The 24,489-nt window shown below is 71.7% G+C and carries 23 protein-coding genes; 7 read left to right on the forward strand and 16 right to left on the reverse strand.

The genetic code is table 11. The features are described 5' to 3' along the window. Positions 1 to 356 precede the first annotated feature (356 nt). The 4 genes from RUR49_RS23045 (at position 357) to RUR49_RS23060 (ending at position 4,127) form a co-directional block, all read left to right on the forward strand. Entirely contained in the window at positions 357 to 1,070 is a 714-nt protein-coding gene (locus tag RUR49_RS23045) for an ABC transporter ATP-binding protein (RefSeq protein ID WP_409148794.1), read from the forward strand. Between the two features lie 10 nt (positions 1,071 to 1,080). Then, positions 1,081 to 1,932: a branched-chain amino acid ABC transporter permease gene (locus RUR49_RS23050; protein WP_409148795.1), complete on the forward strand. Its 852-nt coding sequence runs from the start codon at positions 1,081 to 1,083 to the stop codon at positions 1,930 to 1,932. After that, positions 1,929 to 2,924 (forward strand): branched-chain amino acid ABC transporter permease, encoded by a 996-nt coding sequence (locus RUR49_RS23055; RefSeq protein WP_409148796.1) that lies wholly within the window; start codon positions 1,929 to 1,931, stop codon positions 2,922 to 2,924. The genes RUR49_RS23050 and RUR49_RS23055 overlap by 4 nt, the downstream gene beginning before the upstream one ends. Positions 2,925 to 3,194: 270 nt before the next feature. Further along, on the forward strand, positions 3,195 to 4,127 hold the full coding sequence (locus tag RUR49_RS23060) for a nucleoside hydrolase (RefSeq protein WP_409148797.1): 933 nt from the start codon (positions 3,195 to 3,197) through the stop codon (positions 4,125 to 4,127). A gap of 5 nt (positions 4,128 to 4,132) precedes the next feature. Here the strand turns inward: RUR49_RS23060 and RUR49_RS23065 are convergent, their stop codons facing one another. The 8 genes from RUR49_RS23065 to RUR49_RS23100 form a co-directional block, all read right to left on the reverse strand. Next, the gene (locus RUR49_RS23065; protein WP_409148798.1) at positions 4,133 to 5,089 is read right to left on the reverse strand and encodes a PfkB family carbohydrate kinase; all 957 of its coding nucleotides are present in this window, start codon (positions 5,087 to 5,089) and stop codon (positions 4,133 to 4,135) included. Next, entirely contained in the window at positions 5,086 to 7,380 is a 2,295-nt protein-coding gene (locus tag RUR49_RS23070; protein WP_409148799.1) for an MGH1-like glycoside hydrolase domain-containing protein, read from the reverse strand. Before RUR49_RS23070 ends, RUR49_RS23065 begins: the two co-directional genes overlap by 4 nt. 51 nt (positions 7,381 to 7,431) lie before the next feature. After that, positions 7,432 to 8,031, reverse strand: a complete 600-nt coding sequence (locus RUR49_RS23075) for a cysteine hydrolase family protein (protein ID WP_409148800.1) — start codon at positions 8,029 to 8,031, stop codon at positions 7,432 to 7,434. A gap of 3 nt (positions 8,032 to 8,034) precedes the next feature. Next, complete coding sequence (locus tag RUR49_RS23080) at positions 8,035 to 9,096, reverse strand: ABC transporter ATP-binding protein (RefSeq protein WP_409148801.1); 1,062 nt, start codon at positions 9,094 to 9,096, stop codon at positions 8,035 to 8,037. Further along, on the reverse strand, positions 9,083 to 9,862 hold the full coding sequence (locus tag RUR49_RS23085) for an ABC transporter permease (protein WP_409148802.1): 780 nt from the start codon (positions 9,860 to 9,862) through the stop codon (positions 9,083 to 9,085). The genes RUR49_RS23080 and RUR49_RS23085 overlap by 14 nt, the downstream gene beginning before the upstream one ends. A gap of 7 nt (positions 9,863 to 9,869) precedes the next feature. Next, a complete protein-coding gene (locus RUR49_RS23090) occupies positions 9,870 to 10,760 on the reverse strand; it encodes an ABC transporter permease (RefSeq protein ID WP_409148803.1) in 891 nt (296 codons plus the stop codon). Positions 10,761 to 10,849: 89 nt separating this feature from the next. After that, entirely contained in the window at positions 10,850 to 11,929 is a 1,080-nt protein-coding gene (locus RUR49_RS23095) for a PotD/PotF family extracellular solute-binding protein (protein ID WP_409148804.1), read from the reverse strand. 73 nt (positions 11,930 to 12,002) lie between these two features. After that, complete coding sequence (locus tag RUR49_RS23100; RefSeq protein ID WP_409148805.1) at positions 12,003 to 13,316, reverse strand: hypothetical protein; 1,314 nt, start codon at positions 13,314 to 13,316, stop codon at positions 12,003 to 12,005. Between the two features lie 327 nt (positions 13,317 to 13,643). Here RUR49_RS23100 and atzF point away from each other — a divergent pair, with 327 nt between their 5' ends. Then, positions 13,644 to 15,446, forward strand: coding sequence for an allophanate hydrolase (gene atzF, locus RUR49_RS23105; RefSeq protein ID WP_409148806.1), 1,803 nt, complete (start codon positions 13,644 to 13,646; stop codon positions 15,444 to 15,446). A gap of 28 nt (positions 15,447 to 15,474) precedes the next feature. Here the strand turns inward: atzF and RUR49_RS23110 are convergent, their stop codons facing one another. From RUR49_RS23110 to RUR49_RS23125, 4 genes are all read right to left on the reverse strand, one after another. Next, entirely contained in the window at positions 15,475 to 16,326 is an 852-nt protein-coding gene (locus tag RUR49_RS23110; RefSeq protein WP_409148807.1) for a glycosyltransferase family 92 protein, read from the reverse strand. Between the two features lie 88 nt (positions 16,327 to 16,414). Next, positions 16,415 to 16,978, reverse strand: coding sequence for a disulfide bond formation protein B (locus RUR49_RS23115; protein ID WP_409148808.1), 564 nt, complete (start codon positions 16,976 to 16,978; stop codon positions 16,415 to 16,417). An 8-nt stretch (positions 16,979 to 16,986) separates the two neighbouring features. Beyond that, the gene (locus tag RUR49_RS23120) at positions 16,987 to 17,142 is read right to left on the reverse strand and encodes a DUF5993 family protein (RefSeq protein WP_409148809.1); all 156 of its coding nucleotides are present in this window, start codon (positions 17,140 to 17,142) and stop codon (positions 16,987 to 16,989) included. 418 nt (positions 17,143 to 17,560) lie between these two features. Further along, positions 17,561 to 17,968, reverse strand: a complete 408-nt coding sequence (locus RUR49_RS23125; protein WP_409148810.1) for a carboxymuconolactone decarboxylase family protein — start codon at positions 17,966 to 17,968, stop codon at positions 17,561 to 17,563. Between the two features lie 138 nt (positions 17,969 to 18,106). Between RUR49_RS23125 and RUR49_RS23130 the strand changes: the two genes are divergently transcribed. After that, complete coding sequence (locus tag RUR49_RS23130) at positions 18,107 to 18,940, forward strand: sulfite exporter TauE/SafE family protein (RefSeq protein WP_409148811.1); 834 nt, start codon at positions 18,107 to 18,109, stop codon at positions 18,938 to 18,940. An 8-nt stretch (positions 18,941 to 18,948) separates the two neighbouring features. Here RUR49_RS23130 and RUR49_RS23135 read toward each other — a convergent pair whose 3' ends face one another. The 3 genes from RUR49_RS23135 to RUR49_RS23145 are packed head-to-tail and all read right to left on the reverse strand — an operon-like array spanning position 18,949 to position 21,542. Then, positions 18,949 to 19,884 (reverse strand): pseudouridine-5'-phosphate glycosidase, encoded by a 936-nt coding sequence (locus RUR49_RS23135; RefSeq protein ID WP_409148812.1) that lies wholly within the window; start codon positions 19,882 to 19,884, stop codon positions 18,949 to 18,951. After that, on the reverse strand, positions 19,881 to 20,852 hold the full coding sequence (locus RUR49_RS23140; RefSeq protein ID WP_409148813.1) for a carbohydrate kinase family protein: 972 nt from the start codon (positions 20,850 to 20,852) through the stop codon (positions 19,881 to 19,883). Before RUR49_RS23140 ends, RUR49_RS23135 begins: the two co-directional genes overlap by 4 nt. Before the next feature lie 21 nt (positions 20,853 to 20,873). After that, positions 20,874 to 21,542 carry a cysteine hydrolase family protein gene (locus RUR49_RS23145; protein WP_409148814.1) on the reverse strand — a complete coding sequence of 223 codons (669 nt, stop codon included), beginning with the start codon at positions 21,540 to 21,542 and terminating at the stop codon, positions 20,874 to 20,876. A gap of 158 nt (positions 21,543 to 21,700) precedes the next feature. Between RUR49_RS23145 and RUR49_RS23150 the strand changes: the two genes are divergently transcribed. Beyond that, a complete protein-coding gene (locus tag RUR49_RS23150) occupies positions 21,701 to 22,714 on the forward strand; it encodes a LysR family transcriptional regulator (RefSeq protein ID WP_409148815.1) in 1,014 nt (337 codons plus the stop codon). Positions 22,715 to 22,762: 48 nt separating this feature from the next. Here the strand turns inward: RUR49_RS23150 and RUR49_RS23155 are convergent, their stop codons facing one another. Beyond that, on the reverse strand, positions 22,763 to 24,190 hold the full coding sequence (locus RUR49_RS23155; RefSeq protein ID WP_409148816.1) for an NAD-dependent succinate-semialdehyde dehydrogenase: 1,428 nt from the start codon (positions 24,188 to 24,190) through the stop codon (positions 22,763 to 22,765). Positions 24,191 to 24,489 lie beyond the last annotated feature (299 nt).

Genomic DNA, 24,489 nt, shown 5'->3' on the forward strand with positions numbered 1-24,489 from the left:
CGGCGGGGTGGGGTGACCGCGGGCGGGAGCCCGCGCGCGACTCTCCCCTGGCCGATATCGCAGTCCTTTCGGGCGCCTCCCGGCGCCGCCACCCCGCCCCGCCGCGCCTCCGGCGCGTCGACCCGCCCCCTCAAGGGGCGGGTGGCTCCCGGCGTGTGCGGTTGGCATGCCCTCTGGCGGCAACGCCGCAGCCGAGGCACGGAAACCCGCTTGACCGGCCGCGCCGCCGCGCTGTCTTCTCGGTAGCGATCTGCGACGGGAGGGGAGCGCGGTCGCGGCTCGACAACGCCCGCGTTCTCCAACGCCGGCCATGCCATGAACCCACTCCATGACCCTCGCCGCATGACCCCCACCCCATGACCGCGCCAGCGCTCGCCATCGATGGTCTCGTCGCCGGCTATGGCGGCAGCCGGGTGCTGGACGGGCTCGACCTCGCGGTGACGGCGGGCGAGGTGGTCGGGCTGATGGGCCGCAACGGCATGGGCAAGTCGACGCTGATGCGCGCGGTCATGGGCGTCGTCCCGCGCACCGCCGGCCGCGTCGCGGTGGCCGGCCGCGACACCGCCGGCCTCGCCCCGTTCACGATCGCCCGCCTCGGCGTCGCCTTCGTGCCGCAGGGCCGCGACCTCTTCGCCGACTTCACGGTGATGGAGAACCTCGAACTCGGCGTGCTCGGCCACGAGCGTCCGCGGCCGGGCTTCGCTGACGCGGTGCTGGCGCTGTTCCCGATCCTGAAGGAGCGCATCAGTCAGAAGGCCGGCACGTTCTCCGGCGGCCAACAGCAGCAGCTCGCCATCGCCCGGGCGCTGGTCTCGCGGCCGCGCCTCCTGCTGCTCGACGAGCCCTCGGAGGGCATCCAGCCCTCGATCGTCGCTGAGATCGCCGAGCGGCTCGCCGCCCATGCGGCCGAGACCGGTCTCGCCATCCTGATCGCCGAGCAGAACCTCGACATGGTGATGCGCATGGCGGCCCGCTGCGCGATGATCGAGAACGGCCGCATCACCGCCGACCATCCGATCGCGGCGGTGCGCGCCGCGCCCGATCTCGTCACCCGCCACCTCGCCTTGTAGGACCCCGCCGGTGCTGTTCGCCGCCCTCGACGGCCTCAACTACGTGCTCGTCATCGCGCTGGTCGCGATGGGGCTCGTCGTCGTCTTCGGGCTGATGAACGTCATCAACATGGCGCACGGCGAGCTGTTCCTGCTCGGCGCCTACACGCTGTCGATCACCGAGATGCTCGGCGGCTCGTTCTGGCTCGGCATCGTGCTCGCGCCGCTCATCCTCGCCCTCGTCGGGCTCGCCATCGAGGAACTGGTGGTCCGCCACGTCTACCACCGCTTCCTCGACACCATCCTCGCCACCTGGGGGCTGTCGATCGCCATCAAGCAGGCGGTGGTGCTCGCCTTCGGGCCGCAGTCGCGCACCGCCTCACCGCCGTTCGACTTCGCGGTCGAGATCTTCGGGGCGCCCTATCCGGCCTACCGGCTGTTCGTCATGGCGGTCTCGGTGGCGGTGATCGCCGGCACGTTCCTGCTGTTCTTCCGCACCCGCTTCGGGCTGACGGCACGCGCCGTCATCGCCAACCGCCGCATGGCCTCCTGCCTCGGCATCGATACCCGCCGCCTCGACCGCCTGACGTTTGCTTTCGGAGCCGCGCTCGCCGGGCTCGCCGGGGCGGTGATGGCGCCCCTGATGAGCGTCGACCCGCAGATGGGCCTCGGCTTCCTGGTACCGGCGTTCCTGGCGATCCTCGTCGGCGGCACCGGCCACCTCGCCGGCGTGCTCGCCGGCAGCGTGCTCGTCGGCGGCACCGACACGGTGATCGCCCGCCTGTGGTCGCCGGTGGTGGCTCAGATCGTCGTCTTTACGCTCGCGATCATCGTCATCCGGCTGTTCCCGCGCGGCATCGTCGGCGGGCGCGAGCGGCGATGAGCGTGAAGCCTTCCACGCTCGCCGGGCCGCTGGTGTTCGCCTTGCTGGCGCTCGCGCCGCTCACGCTCGACGACTGGCGCCTCGGCGAGCTCTCGCAGTTCCTCGCCTACGGCATCCTCGCCATGAGCCTCGCGCTGATCTGGGGGCAGGCGGGGCTGCTCTGCTTCGGCCAGGCGGTGTTCTTCGGCCTCGGCGCCTACGCCATGAGCCTCGTGACGCTCGGCATGGTGCCGGGGCTGTCAGCCGTCACCGCCACCTGGGCGGGTCTCGCCGCCGCGATGGCCGTGCCGGCGGTGGCGGCAAACGTGGTCGGCCGCTTCCTGTTCTACGGCCGCGGCCTGCGCGGCGCCTATTTCGGCATCGCGACCTTGGCGATCGCCGTGGTCGTCGAGCGGCTGTTCATCAACTGGGGCTTCGTCGGTGGCCTCAACGGTCTGATGAACGTCCCACCGCTCGATCTCGGCCTCGCCGGCTGGTCCTATGAGCTGTGGGAGCCGGTGCCGCTCTATGCGGCAATGCTCGCCGCCGCCGCCCTCGTCTGGCTGGTGCTGGAGGCCGTCGTTCGCTCGCCGTTCGGCAGCGTGCTGCGGGCGATCGCCGGCAGCGAGGAGCGCACGGCCGCCTTCGGCTACGACACGGCGGGCACGAAGCTCTCCGCCTTCACGCTGTCGGCGGCCGTCGCCGGCTTCGCCGGAGCGCTGTTCTCGGCGCAGTTCGCCTTCGTCTCGCCGCCGCTGATCGGCTTCGCGCTGTCGACCGAGGCCCTGATCTGGGTCGCCGTCGGCGGCCGTGGCGCCCTCATCGCCGCCTTCCTCGGCGCGATCCTGGTGAAGAGCGCCGAAGCGCGCCTGTCGGAGGCGCTGGGTGCGTCATGGCTCCTCGCCCTCGGCCTGCTGTTCGTCGCCTGCGTGGTACTCCTGCCCCGCGGCGTCGTCGGCGAACTGCTGGCGCGGCTGGATGCGCGGTGGGGGAGGGGGCGGAAGGATGGGTGAGGTCCTGATGAAGATGCCCCGCGCCGCACCCTGCGAAGCACCCTCCCCTCGAGGGGGAGGGTCGGCGGCCGAAGGCCGACGGGGTGGGGTGGCGCCGCCGGCAGGCGGCGGAAAAAGCGCGCAGCACCAGCGACGAAGCGGTTCGTGCGCGGGCTCCCGCCCGCGGTCACCCCACCCCGCCGCGCTTCGCGCGTCGACCCTCCCCCTCAAGGGGAGGGTGGGCGCTCGTTCGTCCGTCGGCGGCTCCCTCGCGACAGTCCAGCCCGCCACATGACCCCCCTCCTGATCGATACCGACACCGCCGCCGACGACGCCATCGCGCTATTGCTCGCCTTCGCCGAGCCGTCGGCGGAGATCGTCGCCATCACCGCGGTCGCCGGCAATTGCCGGGTCGAGCAGGCTGTGCAGAACGCCCTCTACGTCGCCGAGGTCTGCGGCGCCGCCGTGCCCATCTACGTCGGCGCCGCGCGGCCGCTGGCGGGCCCGCTCGCCACGGCCGAGATGGTGCACGGCGCCGACGGCATGGGCGATGCCGGCCTGCCGATCGGCGGCCGCGCGCCGGCGGCGGGCGACGCGATCGACGTCATCCTCGAGATGGCCGACCGACACGCCGGCGCGCTGACGCTCGTCATGCTCGGCCCGCTGACGAACCTCGCGCTGGCGCTCGCCCGCGACCCCGACCTCGTCGACAAGATCGCCCGCTGCGTCGTCATGGGCGGCACCGGCGACGGCGTCGGCAACGTCACGCCGGTGGCCGAGTACAACATCTGGGTCGACCCGGAAGCGGCGCGGGCCGTGTTCACCAGCGGCCTGCCGATCACCATGGTCGGCTGCGACGCCTCCCGCCGCGACGCCCCCTTCGACGACACGGACGTTGCGGCCTGGCGGGCGCTCGGCACCGATCGCGCGGCCCTCGCCATCGACGCCACCGCGGGCCTCCGCCGCTTTGTCCGCTCCCGGCGCAACACCGACGTCTTCGACCTGCCCGACCCGCTGGCGATGGCCGTGGCGCTGGACGCGACGCTGGTGACGAAGGCGGAGTTCCTCAATGTCGCGGTGGAAGTCCGCGCCGAGTTCAGCCGCGGCGCGACGGTGGTGGACCACCGCGGCCTCACCGGCCGCCCGCCGAACGCGACAGTGGTCCGCTCGGTAGACCAGTCGCGCTGGCGGTCGCGGCTGACGGTGGCGCTGGCGGCCGGTTAACCCGGTTAACCCTCGCCGAACACCCGGTCGATCGCGTCGCCCGTCGGCATCCCCGTCCGCGCCCCGGCCGCGCCGACCGACAGCGCCGCCGCCGCCACCGCGCGGGCGGCGGCGACGTCGAGCGGCAACCCCTGCGCCAGTCCAGCGGCGAGAACGCCGGCCAGTGTGTCGCCGGCGCCGGTGGTGTCGACGACGGTGACGCGGCGGCCGGGCACGTGGGTGACGGTGGTGCCGTCGGTGACGATCGCCCCGTCCGCGCCGATGGTGATCACCACGGGCGCCCCGCAGAGGGCGGAGAGCGCCAGCGCCGCGCCGGTGGCGCGGCCGTGGCTGTCGGCGGCGCTGGACATCTCGAGGAGGTGCAGGTCGACCAGCGTCGCCGCCTCGTCGCCGTTCAGCACGAGCAGCGGATGGGCCGCGAGGATGTCGTCGGCGAGCTTCCGCACCGGGGCCGGGGAGGCGACGACGCGGGCGCCCGCCCTGGCGGCGAGCCGCGCGGCGGCCGCGAGCGGCGCGTCGGGCACCTCGAAGCTCAGCGCGACGAAGCCGCCCGGCTTCAGCCGTTTCAGGGCCGCCTCGGCCGATGCCTCGTCGACCAGCGCGTTGGCGCCGGCGGCGAGCGCGATCTGGTTCTCGCCCTTGGCGTCGACGACGATCGCCGCGATGCCGGTGGCGACGCCCGGCAGCGTGCGCACCGCCGCGACGTCGATGCCCTCGGCCGCGAGATCGGCGCGCGCCTCGGTGCCGAAGGCATCATCGCCGACGGCGCCGGCAAAGCCCACCTTGGCGCCGGCACGGGCGGCGGCGACCGCCTGGTTCGCCCCCTTGCCGCCGAAGAAGCGCTCGAAGCGCGAGCCCGAGACGGTCTCGCCCGGCCGCGGCAGCGCGTCGGCGTGGACGACGAGGTCGACGTTGATCGAGCCGACGACGACGAGGTCGAGCGTGCCAGTCGCGTCGGTCATCGTGCCCCCTCCCGGTCGACGGCGACCACGAGCCGGACCGGTGCGGACCGCCCGCCCGGCACGTCGACGACGATGCCATCACCGTCCGCCCGCCACGTCGCCGGCTCGCCGCCGATCGTCGCCGCCACGATGGCGGTAGCGGGGACGCCCGGCAAGCGGAGGATGCCGCCCTCGGAGCCTGCCGGCAGCGTCACCGACAGCCCGCCGGCGTCGAGGCGCAGGTGGGTGAGGCGGCCGCGCACGTCGGTCGCGAGCACCGTCGCGCCGCCGCGCTGCAGCGACAGCACCGCCCCGTCGCTCTCGATCGTCAGCCGCCCGGCCGGCGTCTCCAGTGGCCCGAGCCGCACCGGCCGGCCGTCGTGGACGAGCGCGAACCCCTCCCACGGCGTCACGTCGCAGATCTCGCCGACGCCCATCGCCGGCATCAGCACGCCCCAGCCGTAGAAGCCCTCGGTGTCGGGCTGGTCGAGGGCCTCGCCGCTGTCGGCGTTGAAGTTTTCCGGGCAGAGCCGCAGCTCGTCCCACGACTGGGCGAACAGGGCGAGGCTCTTGCTCGCGAGCTTGGACGCCTCCGCGTGGCGGCCGACGCGCTTCAGCCCGTGCCAGGTGAGGAAGTTGAGCGGCGGCCAGATGCGGCCGCGCCAGTAGGTGTTGTCGGGGAAGGCCGGATCGTTCCGCGCGACCCCCGGCAGGCCGAAGCGACCCCCGAACAGGTCGGGGTCGTCGAGGTGGACGAGGAGCTTTTCCACCTGCTCCGGCGAGGCCGCGCCGGCGACAAGCGGATAAAAGCTCGTCGGTCCGACGCTCCGGACGAAGCGCCCGTCCCACAGGCGGTTGGCGAAGATGCCGCGGCTCTCGTCCCAAAGCTCCTCGCGGATCAGCCGGCGCGTCGTTTCGGCGCGGGCGGCGAACTCCGCCGCCCCCTCGGCGTCGCCGAGCTCGGCCGCGATCAGCGCCAGCATCTCGGCGTCCAGCGCCACGAGGCTGTTGAGGCCGACGTCCAGGCAGTCGAGCGTGCGCGTCGCCGGGTCGTAGCTCGTCTCGTCGTGGATCGGCGCGTTGTCCATGCTGGACTCGTTGCGCGCCCCGAAGTGGGTGCCCTTGTAGAGGCCCTCGCCGACGTCCGAGGTACCGTAGGAGACGAGGCTGCGGCCGCCCGGGTCGCGCACCCGCCACCACCAGCGCTGGTTCCGCGCCAAGGCGTCATAGGTGAGCGACAGCATCGAGCGGCTGCCGGTGCGGGCGAAGATCGACCAGGCGACGAAGGAGGCGACGGGGATCTGCGTGCGGTCGACCCAGCCGTCCATCGCGGTGATCAGGCAGGCGAGGTTGCCCTCCGGCGTGGCATTCGACAGCGAGACCGCGAGGTTTTCCCGCGCGAGCTCGGGGTCGAGCATGGCGGCGGCCATCGCGGCATAGAGCTGGTCGTCGAGCCAGACGCCGAAGCCGCCGAACTTGGCCACGTCCCAGTTGCGGCTGATCGCCGTGTAGGGGCGGGCGTTGATGCCGTCCCAGACGGTGTTCCAGGCGATGACGTCGCGCACCGCGTCGAGCGAGCCGGCGTTCGCCCCCTCCTGCGCCGGCGCCACCGGCGCCGCCTCGCTGGCGAGCGCCGCCTTGGCCCGCGCGACCGCGAGGTCCTCACGGTCGGCGACGGCGGCGGCGATGCGGGAGGTGCGCATCATCTCGAAGTTGAAGCGCAACGCCAGCACCGGTGCTGCGTCGGACCGGGCGGAGAGGTGCCAGTAGCCGTGCCGCTCGTACTCGCTCTTCAGGTCGGCGATCGTCGCGTGGCCGCTGACGAGCGAGGGCGCGTCGGCGGAGACGACGGCGACGAAGCGGTGGCCGACGCGCACCACGGTGGCGCCGCTCGCCGCGTCATGCCGGACGATCTCGCCGCCGTCGGCGGAAACGCACAGGCAGAACCAGAAGCGGAGGCCCCACTCGCCGAGCGTCGGCGCCGTCCAGGAGCCGACGACGGCATAGGGGTCGGGCTTCGTCCAGGTGAGGTCGACGTGGGTGCCGGCGTGGTCGAGGCCGATCTCGACCAGCGAGCCGTCGACGGCGTGGCGGCCATAGCGGGCGCCGCCGCCGGGCGGGAAATCTGTCGCCTGGCGGGTGCTCGCCGCATAGGCGACCGGCGTCAGCCGCACCCCGATCGGCAGGAACATCATCTCCGCCGGCCGCCGGCCCCAGGTGTTCCAGGCGCGGGCGAGCGGGATCGTCGTCGTGCCCGGCACGGCGGTTGGTGCGAAGGCGCCGCGCGGCGGCAGGTCGGAATCGGCGCTCATGGTCCCCAGACTTTCACGGGCGAGACTTACACGGGAAGAACGGCGGGCGGGTCAGCCCTGCCAGGCCTTCAGGACGTCGTCGGTGGTGGCGATCTCGACCTGCCGGTCGAAGCGCGGCAGCACGGCGTCGAGCGTCGCCCGGTGGCCCGCTTCCGACGACGACGCGAGCGCATCCGACACCGCGATGACGCGGTAGCCGCGGTCGATCGCCGGCAGCAGCGTGCCGAGCACGCAGACGTCGGTCTCGACGCCAGTGAAGACCAGCGTGTCGGCGCCGAGCCGGTCGAGCAGTTCGGCGAAGGCCGGCACCTCGAAGGCCGAATAGGTAAGCTTGTCGATGACGAGCTCCGGGTCGGCATGCGGCACCAGGTCGGGCACGAGGTCGACGAGGCCGGCCTCCATGTTGCGGCCTGTGAACTGATCCCAGTGCCGGTAGTAGTCGCGCCACATGCCCGGCGCGTCGTCGGCGTGGTGGGGCACGACGAAGCGCGTCCACACCGTCCGGCCAGGCTTGGCGTGGGCGAGCTTGAGCACATTCGGCAGGATCGCCGGGATCGCCGTGCACTGCCAGGCGGTGTCCTCGGCGAAGATGCGCTGCAGGTCGACCGCGACGTGCACGGTGCCGGGTCCGAGGGGGCCGAAGGGGAGCATGCCTCAGTCCTTGATCAGGATCGTCTGCTTCGGCGGGAAGGCGAGCGTCACCGCGGCGCCCGCTTCCGCCACCGGCCCGCCGGTGCGGTTCTGGGCGAAAACCGTCAGCGCCACCCCGCCGGGCCCGTCGAGGAGATAGGTCGAGGCGGCGCCGGCGTAGACCACCTGCCGCACCGTCGCCGGCACGGCGTTGGCGCCGGCCGGAGCCGCGCCCCACGCCGGCACCAGAGCGATCTTCTCCGGCCGTACGGCGAGCAGCGCCTTGGCGCCCGACGCCGGCAGGGCATCGTCGGTGCGCACCAGCACGCCGCCGACGATGACGCCGCCGTCCGCCACCACGCCCTCGAGGAAGTTCGCGTCGCCGAGGAAACTCGCCGCGAAGCGCGTTGCCGGCCGCTCGTAGACCTCGCCGGGCGACCCCGCCTGGACGATCCGGCCGCGATCGAGGATGGCGACGTGGTCGGAGAGCGCGAGCGCCTCCTCCTGGTCGTGGGTGACGAAGATCGTGGTGATGCCGACCTCGCGCTGGATGCGCTTGAGCTCCACCTGCATCTCCTGGCGGAGCCGCCGGTCGAGGGCCGACAGCGGCTCGTCGAGCAGCAGCACCCGCGGACGCGTGACGATCGCACGCGCCAGCGCAACACGCTGCTGCTGGCCGCCAGAGAGCTCCTTCGGCCGCCGGGCGCCGAAGCCCGAAAGCCGCACCATCTCCAGCGCCTCGCCGACGCGCCGGCTCGCCTCCGCGCCGCGCACGCCGCGGCGGGCGAGGCCGAAGGCGACGTTGTCGTCGACGCTCATGTGCGGGAACAGCGCGTAGGACTGGAACACCATGCCGATGGCGCGCTTCCACACCGGCACGTGCGTCACGTCCTCGCCGCCGATCAGGATGCGGCCGCGGTCGGCGGTGACGAAGCCGGCGACGATCCGCAGAAGCGTCGTCTTGCCGGAGCCGGAGGGGCCGAGCAGGCTGGTGAAGCGGCCGTCCTCGAAGGTGAGCGACACGTCGTCGAGCACCGCCGTGGCGCCGTAGCTCTTGCCGATCGTCTGAGCGTCAACGGCGGCCACTGACGCCTCCAACCTTGGTGAGCCGCGCGAAGATGATGATGAGGATCATCGAGGCGGCGAGGAGCAGCGAGGACACCGCGTTCACCTCCGGGGTGAAGCCCTTGCGGATCGAGGTGTAGATCTCCACCGGCAGCGTCGAGACGCCCGGCGTCGCCAGGAAGTAGGAGATGACGAACTGGTCGAGCGACACCGCGAAGGCGAACAGCGCCGCGGCGATCAGGCTCGGCATCAAAAGCGGCAGCGTCACCGCGAAGAAGGCGTGCAGCGGCGTCGAGCCGAGGCTCATGGCCGCCTCCTCGAGGTCGATGCGGGTGTTGTTGAGGCCGGCGCCGACGACGAGCACGACATAGGGGATGGCAAGCGCGACGTGGCCGAGCACCATCGCGTGCAGGCCGCGGCCGATGCCCGTCCAGAAGAAGAAGACGAGCATCGCCGTGCCGATGATCAGCCAGGGAATGGCGATCGGCGGCAGCAGCAGCAGTTGCAGCAGCGTGCGGCCGCGGAAGCGCCGGCGCGACAGCGCGATCGCCGCGAGCGAGCCGATGATGGTGGCGAGCACCGTCGTCAGGATGGCAATGAGCACCGAATTGCGGGTGGCGGCGAGAAGCTTGTCGTTGCCGGACAGCTCCTGAAACCAGTGCGTGGTGAACTCGAAGGGCAGGGCATAGAGCGGCGAGGCGTTGAAGGCCATCGCCACCAGCACCGCCACCGGCAGGTAGAGGAAGCCCAGCACCGCGAACAGGAAGAGCTTGCCCAGGGCCGTCATGCCGCCCTCACGACAGCGTCAGGCGGCCGCGCAGGGCGCGCGAGAACACGGCGAAGACGACGAGCACGACCGCCAGCATGATGAAGGAGAGCGCCGAGCCGAGCGGCCAGTTGAAGGCCTGGGTGAACTGGTCCTCGATGACGGTGCCGATGGTGACGCCCGCCGTGCCGCCGAGGATGCGTGGTTCCATGAACGAGCCGATCACCGGCACGAAGATCAGCACCGAGCCGGCGATCAGGCCGGGGGCGGCGAGCGGCAGCACGATCTTGCCGAACACCACCGGGGCGCGGGCACCGAGGCTGCGCGCTGCTTCCAGGATCTCGTCGTCGATGGCGACGACCGAGAGGTAGCAGGTGAGGATCATGTAGGGCAGGTAGGCGTGCACCAGCCCGACGACGATCGCCGGATAGCTGTAGAGGATGCCGATCGACGGCGCCCCCGCCCAGACCGTACGGATCAGGTCGTCGAGGATGCCGTTTTCGCGCAGCACCATGGTCCACGAGAACACTCGCACAAGTCCGTTCGTCCAGAACGGCAGGATGACCAGGAAGAACAGCACCTCGCGGGTGCGGCCGCGGAAGGCCCGCGACAAGGCGAGCGCCGCCGGCAGGCCGATCAGGGCACAGATGCCGGTCGTCCAGGCGCCGAGCGCCAGCGAGCGCAGCGCCACCTCGACGAGGTAGGGCCGGTTGTAGAAGACGAGATAGTGGGCGCCGGTGAACGAGACGGCGCGGTTGCCGAACGGCGCGGCGGTGAGGAACGAGAACACCAGCATGGCGACGAGCGGCAGGAAGATCGCCACCGTCAGCCACAGATAGGCCGGTGTCACCAGCGCCGCCGTGACGGCGCCGGGGGATAGGCCGCGCCGTGCCGGCGCGCCGCTCTGCGGCTCGCTCATGCCTGCCTCGCCTGCCGCCGGGGGAGTGTGGCGCCGGCCTGTCAGCCGGCGCCCTGTCGGATGTCTGTGCCTTTGAGCGCGCTCGCGCCTCAGGTGGCGTAGAACGCCTTCACCTCTTCCCAGGCGTCGACGAAGGCCTGGCGGCGGTCGTCGGGCATCGGCGACATGAACTGCAGGTTCTTCAGGTACTCGGTCTTGTGGATGAGCTTCTGCGGGTCGTCCGCCGGCAGCTGCTCCATCGCCTTGGCGTTCGCGGACGCCGGCGCGCCGACCTCGGTCGCCCACTGCACGTAGAACTTCGGGTCGATCATGTAGTTGATGAACGACACCGCCTCCGCCTTGTTCGGCGCCGAGGCGGGCACGGACAGGCCGTCGAGCCAGCCGATCGCGCCTTCCTTCGGCACGATGAAGTCGACCGGCAGCTTGAACGTCTTCTGCGAGCGGCCGGCCGCACCCGACCAGTAGATCGAGTAGTCGAACTCGCCGGCGGAGAACGCCTTGTTCCACTGGTCCTCGCTCGACCAGATCAGCTTGACGTTCGGCTTCATCGCCTTGAGCTTCTCGACGACCGCCTTCATGTCCTTCGGGTCGTTGATGCTCTCGCCGAAGAGGAGGGCGGCGATGCCGACCTCGGTGATGGCGTCGTCATAGAGCGCGACGCGGCCGACCGCCTCAGGCGACCACAGCACCTCGAGCGACTGCGCGCCGGCGGCCTTGTCCTTGCGGACGCCGAGGCCGTTCATGCCCCACACCCAGGCGACGCCGTAGGACTTGCCGTCGAAGGCGAAGTTCGAGCTGTCACGCAGCAGCGGGTCGAGGTCGGCGGAGTTCGGCACGGTGGCGAAGTCGATCGGGTTGAGCAGGCCTTCCTCGGCGATGCGGCTCGTCCAGGCGCTGTTGATCAGCGCGACGTCGTAGGCGCCGGGGTTGGTGCGCAGCTTGGTGAACATCTCCTGCTCGGAGTTGAAGTAGTCGTGCACCACCTCGATGCCCGTCTGCTCCGCGAACAGCTTCAGGGCCCAGCTTTCGTCGGTGCCGTAGCCCTGCCAGTTCAGCACAGTGATCTTGCCGGCGGCGCGGGCGCGCGGCATGCGGGCGCCCAGCGCACCGGCGGCGACGCCGGCCCCGAGCAGGAGGTTGAAGCGACGGCGATCGACGAGAGTGCGCATGATCGGACCCCTCCGATTGTTTGTATACGAACAGTTTGAGGCCGGGGCCCCGGCTCTGTCAACGCCGATGTGGTCAGCGCTCGCGGGGCTCCGGCGAAAGCCGGCCGACGCCCATCAGGAGATGCTCGCGGCCGACCTTGACGAGGTCGAACGGCACCAGGTTTCCGTCGGCGTCCGGCATCTCGTAGCGCACGATGTCGGCGGTGGCGTGGGTGCGGTTGATCTTCGCCGGGATGAAGCTGCCGGTGCCGACGACATCGACCGGGATGCCGAGATTGCCGAAGACGCGGCACTTCAGGACGTCGAAGCCGCTGGAGGCGACGATCGTCGGCGTCTTGTAGCCGGCATCGTCGAGCGCCTTGCGGAACCGCACGATGCTCGCCGCCGTGACGCCCGTGCCGAACAGGCACTTGTCGCGGATCTCGTCGGACGACAGCCCGTCGAGGTCGTCGATCATGAAGCCCTGGAGCGCGAGCTTGGCGACCTCACCCGGCGTGCCCTTGTGGGTCCAGCGCAAAAGCGTCTCCACCGAGCCGCCCCAGTCGAGGCCCTCGAGGTGGCGGCCGGCGTGGGTGTCGATGCGGAAGGCGAGCTTCTTGCCGCGATCCTGCAGCTGCGCCTCGCTGTAGAACCAGTGGCACACCGCCAGCGCGTCGGTGATCTCGCGCCCGTCATAGTCGACCAGAACCGTGTAGGTCGTCTCGTCGGGGAAGGTCTCGGCATAGAGCTTCGCCGCCTCGAGCGTGGCGCTTTCCACATCCGGATCGCCGCCGCGGGCGAGGATGCGCGCCTTGGCGTAGCCGATCAGGGCGTGCGGCATGGTGCCGAGCCCTTCAGTGGCGCCGAACAGCGGCGCGGCGATCGCCGTCGAGGTGCCGATGAAGGCGACGGCGCCCATCAGCTGCGCGGTGCGCGAGCCGACGCTCGCCCCGTAGGCGCAGGCGAGGTGCATGTCGTCGCCGGTGCAGTGGCGCGCTTCCATCGCGATGAACGAGGCCTTGGGCATCGCCTGGCACATGGTGAAGGCGTTCATCGCCGAGACGCAGGCAAAGCCGATGCGCTGCAGGAGCAGCGTCTCGAGCGGCGCCAGCGCCGTCATGCTGCCGCTGACGTAGAGGAGCGGCCGGCCGGACGCGAGGATGGTGCCTTCCGGTGCAGTGCGCCGCACCTCGATCGGCCAGGTGGCGTCGGCCGGGTAGAGCTCGTGCAGCAGCTCGACGGCACGGTCGACCGCGACGATGCAGTCGGTGCGCAGGAACACCGCATAGGTGGCGCGGCAGTCGCCGTGCGCCGCAACGATCGCCGCCGTCTTGAGGAAGTAGGCGTCGCTGCGTCGGGCGATGTCGGACTTCAGCTGGTCGCGGGCGGGGAGGTCGGTCTGTCGCATGGCGGGGCTCCTCCCGTCTCGCCGCAAACGTCGGCGCACGATCCGTGCCCCACTTCCCGTGGAGTTTCAACCGCTACCGGCCGCGGGATGGCGGTCGAGCCACGAAAGCGGGCTGCGGAGCATCACGCCGGTGCCCCCGGATGCCTGATGTCGCTGAACCCTTGTGCGTGACTATTTTCTGATCTCTTTTCCGCCTATTGTGTACAACACGTCTGGCGCTTCGCCGCGTCGCCGCTGTGGGGAGACCGTCTTGCGTCCCGTTTCCGTCGATCCCGCCACGACCGCCGTCGTGCCGAACCCGCCTCCCCGCAGCACCGGGGCGCGGCCGTGACGCTGCCGCGCGTGCCGTCGATCCTCGACTTCCTCGACGCCTTCGCGAGCGGCCGGCTGACGCCCGCGGATGCGATCGACCTCGTGCTCGCCCGCATCGCCGCCGGCGACCCGGCCGCCTGGATTGCTGTGCGCGACCGCGCCGACCTCCTCGCCGAAGTGGCGGAACTCGGACCCCGCGACGGCCGGCCGCTCTGGGGCGTGCCGTTCGCGGTGAAGGACAACATCGACGTCGCCGGCGTGCCGACCACCGCCGCCTGCCCGGCCTTCGCCTTCACCCCGGAGCGCGACGCCACCGTCGTCGCCCGGCTCCGGGCGGCGGGCGCTATCCCGATCGGCAAGACCAACCTCGACCAGTTCGCCACCGGCCTCGTCGGCGTCCGCTCGCCACACGGCGCGCCGCGCTCGGTGTTCGACGCCGACTACGTCTCCGGCGGCTCGAGCTCGGGCTCGGCCGTCGCCGTCGCCTCCGGCCAGGTGCCGTTCTCGCTCGGCACCGACACCGCCGGCTCCGGCCGCGTGCCGGCCGCCTTCAACAACATCGTCGGCGTGAAACCCTCGCTCGGGCTGCTGCCCACCACCGGCGTGCTGCCGGCCTGCCGTACCCTCGATTGCGTCTCGGTGTTCGCCACCACGATCGACGACGCCACGGCGGTCCGCCGCCTCGCCGAGGGCCTCGACGCCGGCGACGCCTATTGCCGGGAGGCGACGCAGCAGGCGCTGCCGGGCGGGCCGCTGCGCGTCGGCGTGCTCGCCGGCGCCGACCGCGAATTCTTCGGCGACGCCGAGGCCGAGGCCGCCTACGACGCGGCCATCGCCCGGATGACCGCCGCCGGCCACCGCACTGTTGCCATCGACTACCGCCCCTTCCGCGAGACGGCCGACTACCTCTACGCCGGCCCGTGGGTCGCCGAGCGGCTCGCCGCCATCGAGCCGTTCTACCGCGAGCACGGCGCGGCGATGGATCCGACCGTCCACACCATCCTCGGCTGGGCGCTGACGATGAGCGCGGCCGACGCCTTCCGCGGCCTCTACCGCCTCGCCGAATTGCGCCGGCGCGCCGAGGCCGAGTGGGCGCGGATGGACGTGCTGCTCCTGCCGACGACGCCCACCACCTACCGGGTCGCCGACGTGCTGGCCGACCCGATCCGCCTCAACGCCAACCTCGGCATCTACACCAACTTCGCCAACCTTCTCGATTGCTGCTCCGTCGCAGTGCCGGCGGGCTTCCGTGCGAACGGCCTGCCCGTCGGCGTGATGCTGGTGGCGCCGGCCTTCCACGACGACGCGCTCGTGGCGCTCGCCGACCGCCTGCACCGCAACGGTGGCTGTGGTCCGGGCATCGACGCCATCGGCAGCCTGGCGCCGCCGCAGGCGCCCGCAGCCGCATCGGGCATCACCGCTGCGGCGGCAAGGCTGCCGATCGTCGTCGTCGGCGCGCATCTCACCGGCGAGCCGCTGAACGGCGATCTCGTGGCGCGGGGCGGGGTGCTGGAGCGTGCCTGCCGGACGGCGCCGGACTACCGTCTCTACGCCCTCGACGGCACCGTGCCGCCGAAGCCCGGGCTGGTGCGGGCGCCGGGCTTCGCGGGGCCGGGGATCGCGGTGGAGCTGTGGTCGCTGCCGGCCGAGGCCTTCGGACCGTTCGTGGCGGCGATCCCGGCGCCGCTCGGCATCGGCAAGGTCCGGCTCGACGACGGCAGCGAGGCGCCGGGCTTCCTGTGCGAGCCGGGCGGCCTCGAGGCGGCCCGCGAGATCACCGACTTCGGCGGCTGGCGGGCGTTCCGCGCAGCAGGCTAGTCAAGGCCGGCCGGGAGGATGGCCGCCCTCAGGCGGCCGGGACGGCGGCGATCACGGCCTTCAGCCGCGCCATCTCGGCCTTCGTCGCCTCGCGATACTTCTCGATCGAGGTGTCGACGACGTGGCTGCGGTCGAACTTGCGGAATTCCTCGATGGCGCGGAACTTGTCCTCCGCCGACAGCGAGCGGCTCGGCCGGCCGCGCTCCGCCTTCACCAGCCACTCCTCGTAGCTCTTCGTGAAGTAGTGGTTGATCTGCGCGATCTCGTGGGTGCCGAAGGGCTGCCGCTTCGGCTGGATCGCCCGCTTCTTCTCGTTGAAGTAGAGCCCTTCCGACAGGATGCAGAAGTGCGGCTTCACCCGCACGATCTTGTCGATGCGGCAGATGCTCTTCGCCGAGCGGCCGAACAGCGGATTGCGCGCGACGTCCTCGCAGCGCGTGAAGCGCTCCGACACCAGCATGTCGTCGTTGCGCTTCTTGTGCCCGTCGGAGCCGAACAGCTTCCAGTGGATGGCGATGCCGTTCGCCTCGCTGTAGTCCTCGACGAAGTGGCGGACGTTGTCGTGGTTCTTGAGGACGAGGAACTCGTCGATGTCGATGAAGCCGATCCACTCGATCTCGTCTCGGTACTTCTCGACGGCGGCGGTGTAGCAGGGCACCTGCGGGCCCGTCTCGGCGTCCTTCGGCCAGACCCAGGTGTTGAGGTCGATCTCGCCCGCGGCGGCGAGCGCCCTCAGCATCGCCGGACCGTGGTCGGTGCTCTCGTTGTCGTAGATGATGATCTTCTCGAACCCGATGACCTTGCTGTGGGCGATCCACTCGAGGAGGTAGGGCCCCTCGTTCTTGGCGATCGCGCAGACGGCGATGGTATCGCTCTTCATCGGTCGGACTCGGGGGTTCGTGGGGATCGACGGCGTATAGCGGACCGCCCCGCGGGTGGCAACCGCGCGGCCGTCCGCAGGCCTTGGGTCAGCCGGGCGGAGCCGGCGCCGCGGGATCGAGCAACTGGTAGCCGGCGGGGTTGTCCGGGCAGAGGCCGCCGCCGCATTCGAGCACGGTCGACAGGCCGTTGCCGAGCGCCAGCAGGCCGGCGAGCGCCAGCGCCGCAGCGCCGAGCTTCGGCAGGCCCGCCGGCCGCGGCGGTTCGAACTGCCGGTCGAACAGCAGCATCACCGCGCTGCCGGCGACCATCGCGACGAACACCACGAAGGCCCAGGTGTAGAAATGCAGCCCGAACAGGGCCTCGCCGTAGGCGCCGGTGTTCGGGGCGACGTGCAGCAGCACCTGCCGGACCGCCGCCGTCGCCCCGACGAGCGAGGACAGCACGACGATCGCGTAGTGGCTCGGCCGCGGACCGAAGCGGATGTTGAGGGCGAGCCCCATTGCCGCGCAGACGAAGCCCGCCCGCTGCAGCAGGCAGAGCGGGCAGGGGAGTTCGGCATTGGCGAACTGGTCCCAGAAGGCGACCAGCAGGATCGCCGAGACCGCGAACAGCCCGGCGATGTTGAGGGCGCGGGAGATGTCGGGGGACATGGCGCGCCTCAGAAGTCGAGCGGCAGGCTGTCGGTGACGTGCAGGCGGAACAGCACGCCGAGCGCGATCAGCGAGATCGCCCACAGCCCGACGGCGATCCAGCGCCGGCCCGCCCAGACCGCCAGCATCGCCAAGGCGCACCCGAAGAACGGCACGCTCATCATGGCTCGTGTCTCCCCTTGGGACCGTTCAACTCGCCCCGGCCGTCCCCCGTCGCGCCTGCGACCGGCCGCTTGCATCCTGGGCCGAATCGCCGGCCGCCATGCCGGCACTGTACATCGCCCCTCACCCATCCCGAAGCCGCGGGCCGCCTCACACTCCCTCCCTCTATCGGGGTCATTCCCGGCCTTGTGCCGGGAACCCATTCGCTTCGGCAGGGAAGGGCCTCGCGAAGGGGGGGGTGGGCCGGCGTCGCATGGGTTCCCGGCACAAGGCCGGGAATGACTACGGAGAGGGACGAGCAGGAAGGTGTGGTGCACGGACGCTCGCCATTTTCCCAGCCTCTGCCTCTGCAAATCCGCAAGGTCCGAGTTCAGCGGCAGCCATGCCCTCCCGCCCACCACCCTTGCTCCACACCCCGCCTCAGAACTGCAGCGTGCCCGCGAAGGCCTCGTCGACCGGCACCTGCCAGGCAGCGACGAGGCGGTTCGTCTCGTTCGCCATGCCGACGACGGCGACGAGCTCGGCGAACATCTCCGCCGTCATGCCCTGCTTCGCCGCGCCGCGGGCGTGCGAGCGGATACAGTACTCGCAGGCATTGCTGATCGAGACCGCAAGGTAGATCATCTCCTTCGTGCGAGCATCGAGCGCCCCGGGAGCCATCACCTCCTTCAGGCTCTCCCAAGTGCGAACCAATGTCGGCGGATGGTTCGCAAGAGCCTTCCAGAAGTTGTTGACGTCCTTGACGCCACGAGACTGCTTGATGTCGTCGTAAATCCGGCGTACGTCCTCGCCCGCCTCGTCATACTCGATGAGCCGCCCGGTCAACATTGAATTCCCGTCCTTCTCCCAAGGGGCGGCGAAACCGCACCGGCGTGCCGTCGCCCTCCCAGCGGGTCCATCCCGCATCTGCCCGAAGAGCGCCCGGGTCCTCCCCCCGTGCGCCCAAGCTAACCCGGAGCCGTGTCTATGGAAGCCCTCGATCCGGCGTCGCTCGCCCTGTGGATTGGTGCGCTCGCGGCGGCGAGCGCCGTCGCCGGCTTCGCCGCCGGCCTGCTCGGCGTCGGCGGCGGCATCATCACGGTGCCGGTGATGTTTCAGATGTTCACCTTCATGGGCCTGCCGCCGTCACTCGCCATGCAGATGGCGGTCGGCACCTCGCTGATGACGATCATCCCGACCGGCTTCATGTCCGCCCGCAGCCATTCGAAGCGCGGCGCGGTCGACTGGAAGCTCATCCGCAGCTGGGGCCCGCTCGCCTTTGCCGGCGTGCTCGTCGCCGTCGTCATCGCCCGCCATGTCGACGGCAAGGTGCTGTCGGGCGTCTTCGCGGTGATCGCCCTCATCGTCGCCCTCGACATGTTCCTCCGTCGCAACGGCGGCCAGGTCACGGACGGCTTCCCGAACGCCGTCGTGAAGCACGTGATCGGCTTCTTCATCGGCGGCTTCTCGACCCTGATGGGCATCGGCGGCGGCACGCTCAGCGTGCCGATCCTGACCGCCGTCGGCTACCAGATCCGCAACGCTGTCGGCACCGCGTCGGCGCTCGGTCCGATCATCGCCATCCCCGGCGCCATCGGCTTCGTGGTGAACGGCCTCGACGTGGCGGGCCGGCCGCCGTTCTCGATCGGCTACGTCAACCTGGTCGCCTTCGCGCTGCTGCTGCCGGCCGGCCTGCTGCTGCCGTCCGTGGGTGCGCGGGTCGCGCACATGATCCCGCAGCGCTCGCTGAAGCTGCTGTTCGCCGCCTTCCTGTTCGTCACCGCCGTCCGCATGGGCTGGGGGATCGTGTTCGGGAAGTAGGCGAGGCCTCAGCCGCCGGCGAGCCCCGCGGCGATCTCGGCCGCCAGCGTGGCGTTGTTCTTCACGAGCGCGATGTTCGCCGTCAGGCTGCGGCCGGCGGTGAGCGCGTTGAGGCGATCGAGCAGGAACGGGGTCACGTCCTTGCCAGCGACGCCGGCCGTCTGCGCCTCGGCCACCGCGCGGGCGATCTCGGCGTCGATCTCCGAGCCGGAGAGCGCATCCGCCTCCGGGATCGGGTTGGCGACGAGCACGCCGCCGCCGCCGAGCCGCCAGTGCAGGGCCGCGGCAGCCGCGATCTCGCCCGCCCCGTCGAGGCGGTGCGGCACGCGCTCGCCGCTGTCGCGGGCGAAGAAGGCCGGGAAGGCGTCGGTGCGATAGCCGATCACCGGCACGCCCTCGGTCTCCAGAACCTCCAGTGTCTTCGGGATGTCGAGAATCGACTTCGCGCCGGCGCAGACGACCGCCACCGGCGTCCGACCGAGCTCGCGCAGGTCCGCCGAGACGTCGAAGCTCGCCTCGGCGCCGCGGTGGACGCCGCCGATACCGCCTGTGGCGAAGACGCGGATGCCGGCCATCGCCGCCGCCATCATCGTGGTGGCGACCGTCGTGCCGGCGAGGCGGCGGGATGCGAGCAGCACCGCGAGGTCGCGGCGGGAGGCCTTCGCCGCGGTCGCCCCGGCTTCGGCCACCCGCGTCAGCGCCGCCTCGTCGAGCCCGACCACGATGCGGCCGTCGAATACCGCGATCGTCGCCGGCACGGCGCCACCCGCCCGAACTACCGCCTCCACTGCCCGCGCCGTCTCGAGGTTCTGCGGGAACGGCATGCCGTGGGTGACGATGGTCGATTCCAGCGCCACCACGGCCCGGCCGGCGGCCAGCGCCTCGGCGACCTCGGGATGCACGGCCAGCAAGTCGTTCGGCAGCAAATCGTTCGGCGTCGTCATGCGATCCTCGTGTTCGGCGGCAGGCTCGCCGCCCGTGCCGCCACCGTCGCTGCAAGCGCCTCACGCGGCAGATCGCGGCGGACGCTGCCGGTCGCCTCCAGCGTCAGGGCCGCGAGAGCCGAGCCGAAGCGCACGGCGGCGTCAAGCTCGTCACCGGCCGCGAGCCGCCACAGCGTCGCGGCGATCAGGCTGTCGCCGGCGCCGGTCACCTCGGCGATGGTCGCCGGCGCCGCCGGCACCGCCACGGTCCCGGCAGAGTCCGTGACCAGCGCCCCATCCGCTCCGAGGGTCAGCACGACCGCCCCTGCGCCCCGCGCCAGCACGGCATCCGCGAGGGCGGCCGGCCCGGCCGTCATGGCCTCTGATTCCCCCATACCGATCAGGGCGCGCGCCTCGTCGGCGTTCAGGAACAAGACGTCGACGCCGGCGAGATCCGCCGGCAGGCGCCGCACCTTCGGCGTCGACACCGCATCGACGGCGAGGCGGAAACCGGCTCCTCGTCTCAGCGCGATCAGAGCGGCCAGCCCGTCGGCGGCGGCGTTGCAATCGGCGAACACCCAGTCGGCGGCCCGGAGGCGGTCCGTGTTTGCCGTCACCAGTGCCGCATCCAGCCGGTCGAGCACGGCCATCGCCGCGACCCCGATCACGAGGTCGCCATCGGGATCGGTGACGGCCGCGTACTCCGCCGTCGCCGCGCCGGCGATCGCCACTGTCCCCGCCGTGTCGACGCCGAGGGCGGCGAGATCTGCGAGCAGCGACCGGCCGCCCTCGTCGTCGCCGATGACCGAGACGAGCGACACCGGCGTCTCGAGCCGCGCCAGCAGTTCGGCGACGTTGCGCGCCACCCCGCCGGGGCTGCCGCCGACGGTCGCCGGGTTCGACGTGCCCGCCACCGCCGGCCCCGCGAGACGGTAGACGCGATCGACGGCGGCGCCGCCAAGGCAGACGATCCGGGAGGGCGGGGGCACGGGGGGCGACGGGGGAGGGGCTCAGGCCGCGGCGGACGAGCTGCCCGCTGCGGCCACCACCGCCTCGGTGTCGGCGATCCAGCCGAACAGGTTGTTCTCGGCGCGGATCAGCGTCAGCGCCGCCGCGTGCACCGCCGGCTCGAAGGCGGCGCAGGCGTCCGCGACCGTCAGGCAGTAGAAGCCGCGATCGACCGCCTCGCGCATCGTCGACTGCACACAGCACTGGGTGGTGATGCCGCAGAGGATCAGCCGGTCGATGCCGAGCGCGGTGAGCTTCGCCTGCAGGTCGGTGCGGTGGAAGGCGCCGAAGCCGGGCTTATCGACGACGATCTCGCCCTGGTGCGGCATGAGCTCCGGGATGAAGTCGTGGCCGGCCTCGCCGCGGATGAGGAAGCGGCCGAGCGGGCCGTCCCGCCCGGCGACCTTGCGCTCCCGCTTCATCGCCGAGGCGTCGGACATGTCGGGCGCGTAGCCCTCGCGGGTGTGGATCAGCGTCCAGCCGGCCCGCCGCGCGGCGGCCGACAGCGCCGCGACCTTCGGGATCGCCGTGCGCAGCAGCGCCACGTCGTCGCCCGCCGCGGCGCAGAAGCCGCCGTCCTCGAGGAAGTCGCGCTGCATGTCGATGGCGACGAGCGCCGTGCGCCCGGCCGGCGCGAGGAACACGCGACCATCCTCGCAAGCGATCTGCATGTCGTGCCGCTCCCTATCCCTCCGCCGATGCCGGCGGGCCGAGACGAGAAGCATGCGGCGCGCCGTCCTGGCAAGGGGCAGCTTCGAGGTCCTGCCGGATGAGCCGGCGACGGGCCGGCAACCGCTCTTGCCGCGTGGCAGCCGGTGGTGGACTGTCGTTGCCGGCGACCAGTGATGCGGAGGCGGCCCTGCCGGTGGATGAGCGCAGCGACAATGCGGCCGCAGGCCCCGTCGCGCCGGGCCGTGGCTTCCGCGGCGCCGTCTCCGACGTCGACCTGCGCCTCTTGAAGGTCTTCCGCGTCGTCGTCGAGCACGGCGGCTTCGGCCCGGCCGAGGTGGTGCTCGACAAGTCGAAGTCGGCGATCAGCCTCGACATCTCCGGTCTCGAGCAGCGGCTCGGCGCGACGCTCTGCACCCGCGGCCGCGGCGGCTTCGCCCTCACCGCGGAAGGCCAGGCGGTCTACGCGGCGGCGCGCCAGCTCTTCGACGACCTCGCCGCCTTCGGCGACCGCGTCGCCACGGCGACCGGCCGGCTCGGGGGCGCCGTCACCGTCTTCCTCGTCGACAACATCGTCTCGGTCGCCGCAGAACCGATCGCCACCGCACTCGGCGCCTTCGCCCGCCGCCACCCGCGCGTCGCGCTGACGCTCGAATCGGCGACGCCGGGCGGCGTCGAGGCGGCGGTGCTGGACGGGCGCGCCGACTTCGGCATCTCGGTGCTGCCGCGGGCGCTGGCCGAACTCGAGACGGTGCCGCTGTTCCGCGAGGAGCTCGTGCTCTATTGCGGCCGCGACCACCCGCTGTTTGCGCTGGCCGACGCGCCCGCCGACCTCGTCCGCACGCACGCGCTGGTGAAGCCGGCCGTCACCGACGACCCGGTCTTCGCGGCGATGGTCGACGGTTTCCCGCTCAGGGCGTCGGCGAGCAATCTCGACGCTCGCGTCCTGCTCGTGCTCTCCGGCGCTTATCTCGGCTTCCTGCCGCCGCACTACGCCGGGGCTTGGGTGGCGCGCGGCGAACTCGCCGCCGTGCGCCCGGATCTCTTCCGCACCGAGAACGAGTTCCGCCTCATCGCCCGCCGCGCCGCTCCGCACGCGGCCGCCGCCCGTGCTCTCAGGCGCGACATGCAGGCGGCCTTCCAGGCCGCCTTCGGCGAGGCGGACGAGCGGTAGCCAATGGCGACGGCGCCCGCCCCTGGGGAGGGGCGGGCGAGACGCGCCTCAGCCGGTCTGGACGCTGACGAACTTCGGCTGCAGGTAGGCGTTGAGGCCCTCGATGCCGCCTTCGCTGCCCTGGCCGGAGTCCTTGATGCCGCCGAACGGCGTCTCGGGCATGGCGAGGCCGGCGTGATTGATCGACACCATGCCGCTCTCCACCTCGCGCGACAGCTTGTTCACCCGGTCGGCGCGCGTCGTGAAGGCGTAGGCGGCGAGGCCGAAGTCGAGGCGGTTCGCCTCCTTCACGGCGGCGTCGAGGTCGCCGAAGCGCGACACCACCGCGACCGGCCCGAACGGCTCCTCGTTCTGGATGCGCGCCGACAGCGGCACGTCGGTCAGAACCGTCGGCTGGAAGAAGTAGCCCTGGTTGCCGATGCGCTCGCCGCCGGTCCGGACGGTGGCGCCGTGCTCGACGGCGTCGCGCACGAAGCCCTCGATGGCGTCGACGCGGCGGCTGTTGGCGAGCGGGCCCATCTGCGTGCCCTCGGCCATGCCGGCGCCCACCTTCAGCGCCGCCGCACCTTCCGCGAAGGCATCGACGAAGCGGTCATAGACGGCGTCCTGGACGAGGAAGCGCGTCGGCGAGATGCACACCTGGCCGGCGTTGCGGAACTTCATGGCGAGGCTCGTCTTGGCCGCGAGCGCCACGTCGACGTCGTCGCAGACGATCAGCGGCGCGTGGCCACCGAGCTCGAGCGTCATCCGCTTCAGGTGCTGCGCCGTCAGCGCCGCGAGATGGCGGCCGACCGGCACCGAGCCGGTGAACGACATCTTGCGGATCACCCGCGACGGGATCAGGTACTCGGAGATCTCCGCCGGCACGCCGAACACGAGGTTGATGACACCGGCCGGCACGCCGGCCTCCTCGAAGCACTTCACCAGGATCATCGCCGACGTTGGCGTCTCTTCCGGCGCCTTGGCGATGATCGAGCAGCCGGCGGCGAGCGCGCCGCCGAGCTTGCGGACGAGCTGGCTGACCGGGAAGTTCCACGGGCTGAAGGCGGCAACCGGCCCGACCGGCTCCATCACCACGGCCTGCGTCACCGAAGCCGCGCGGGCCGGGATCAGGCGCCCATAAGCGCGGCGGCCCTCCTCGGCGTTCCAGTCGATGTGGTCGGCGGAGATCAGCACCTCGACCTTCGCCTCGGCCACCGGCTTGCCCTGCTCGCGGGTGATCGCCTGGGCGGCCTCGTCGGCGTGGGCGCGCAGCGCGTCGGCCGCCTTTCGCAGCACCTTGCCGCGCTCGAACGGCGAGGTCGCCCGCCACACCTCGAAGCCCTTCTGGGCGGCGGCGAGCGCCGCATCGAGATCGGCCTTCTCGGCGAAGGCGACCTCGCCGGTGGCGGCACCGGTCGCCGGATCGAAGACGGTGCCGCGGCGCGTGCCGGACCCGGCCGTCCAGCGGCCGTCGATGAAGAGAGACGCGGTCATGGGATCACTCGTTCAGGTGGGGAGGAGGGGGACGGGAAGCCGTCGGTGCCCTTCTTTTAGCGCGTCGGGGGCGGAAAGTCCTCCCTGCCGCGACGCGGCTCTGCCTTGCCAGGGGGCGGGGGGCCGAAGTCCTCCCCTGGCGCGACGCGTCCCTCCCCTGTCAGGGGGAGGGACAGACCGCGCAGCGGTCAGGGTGGGGCCCGTCAATCCAAACTGCGCGCCAGTTAGGATTGACGGGCCCCCACCTGCCGCGCCTACGGCGCGGCTGTCCTCCCCCCTGGCAGGGGGAGGACGTGGCG

The organism is Pseudoxanthobacter sp. M-2, from assembly GCF_046156265.1.
Classification (GTDB): domain Bacteria; phylum Pseudomonadota; class Alphaproteobacteria; order Rhizobiales; family Segnochrobactraceae; genus CAMDHY01.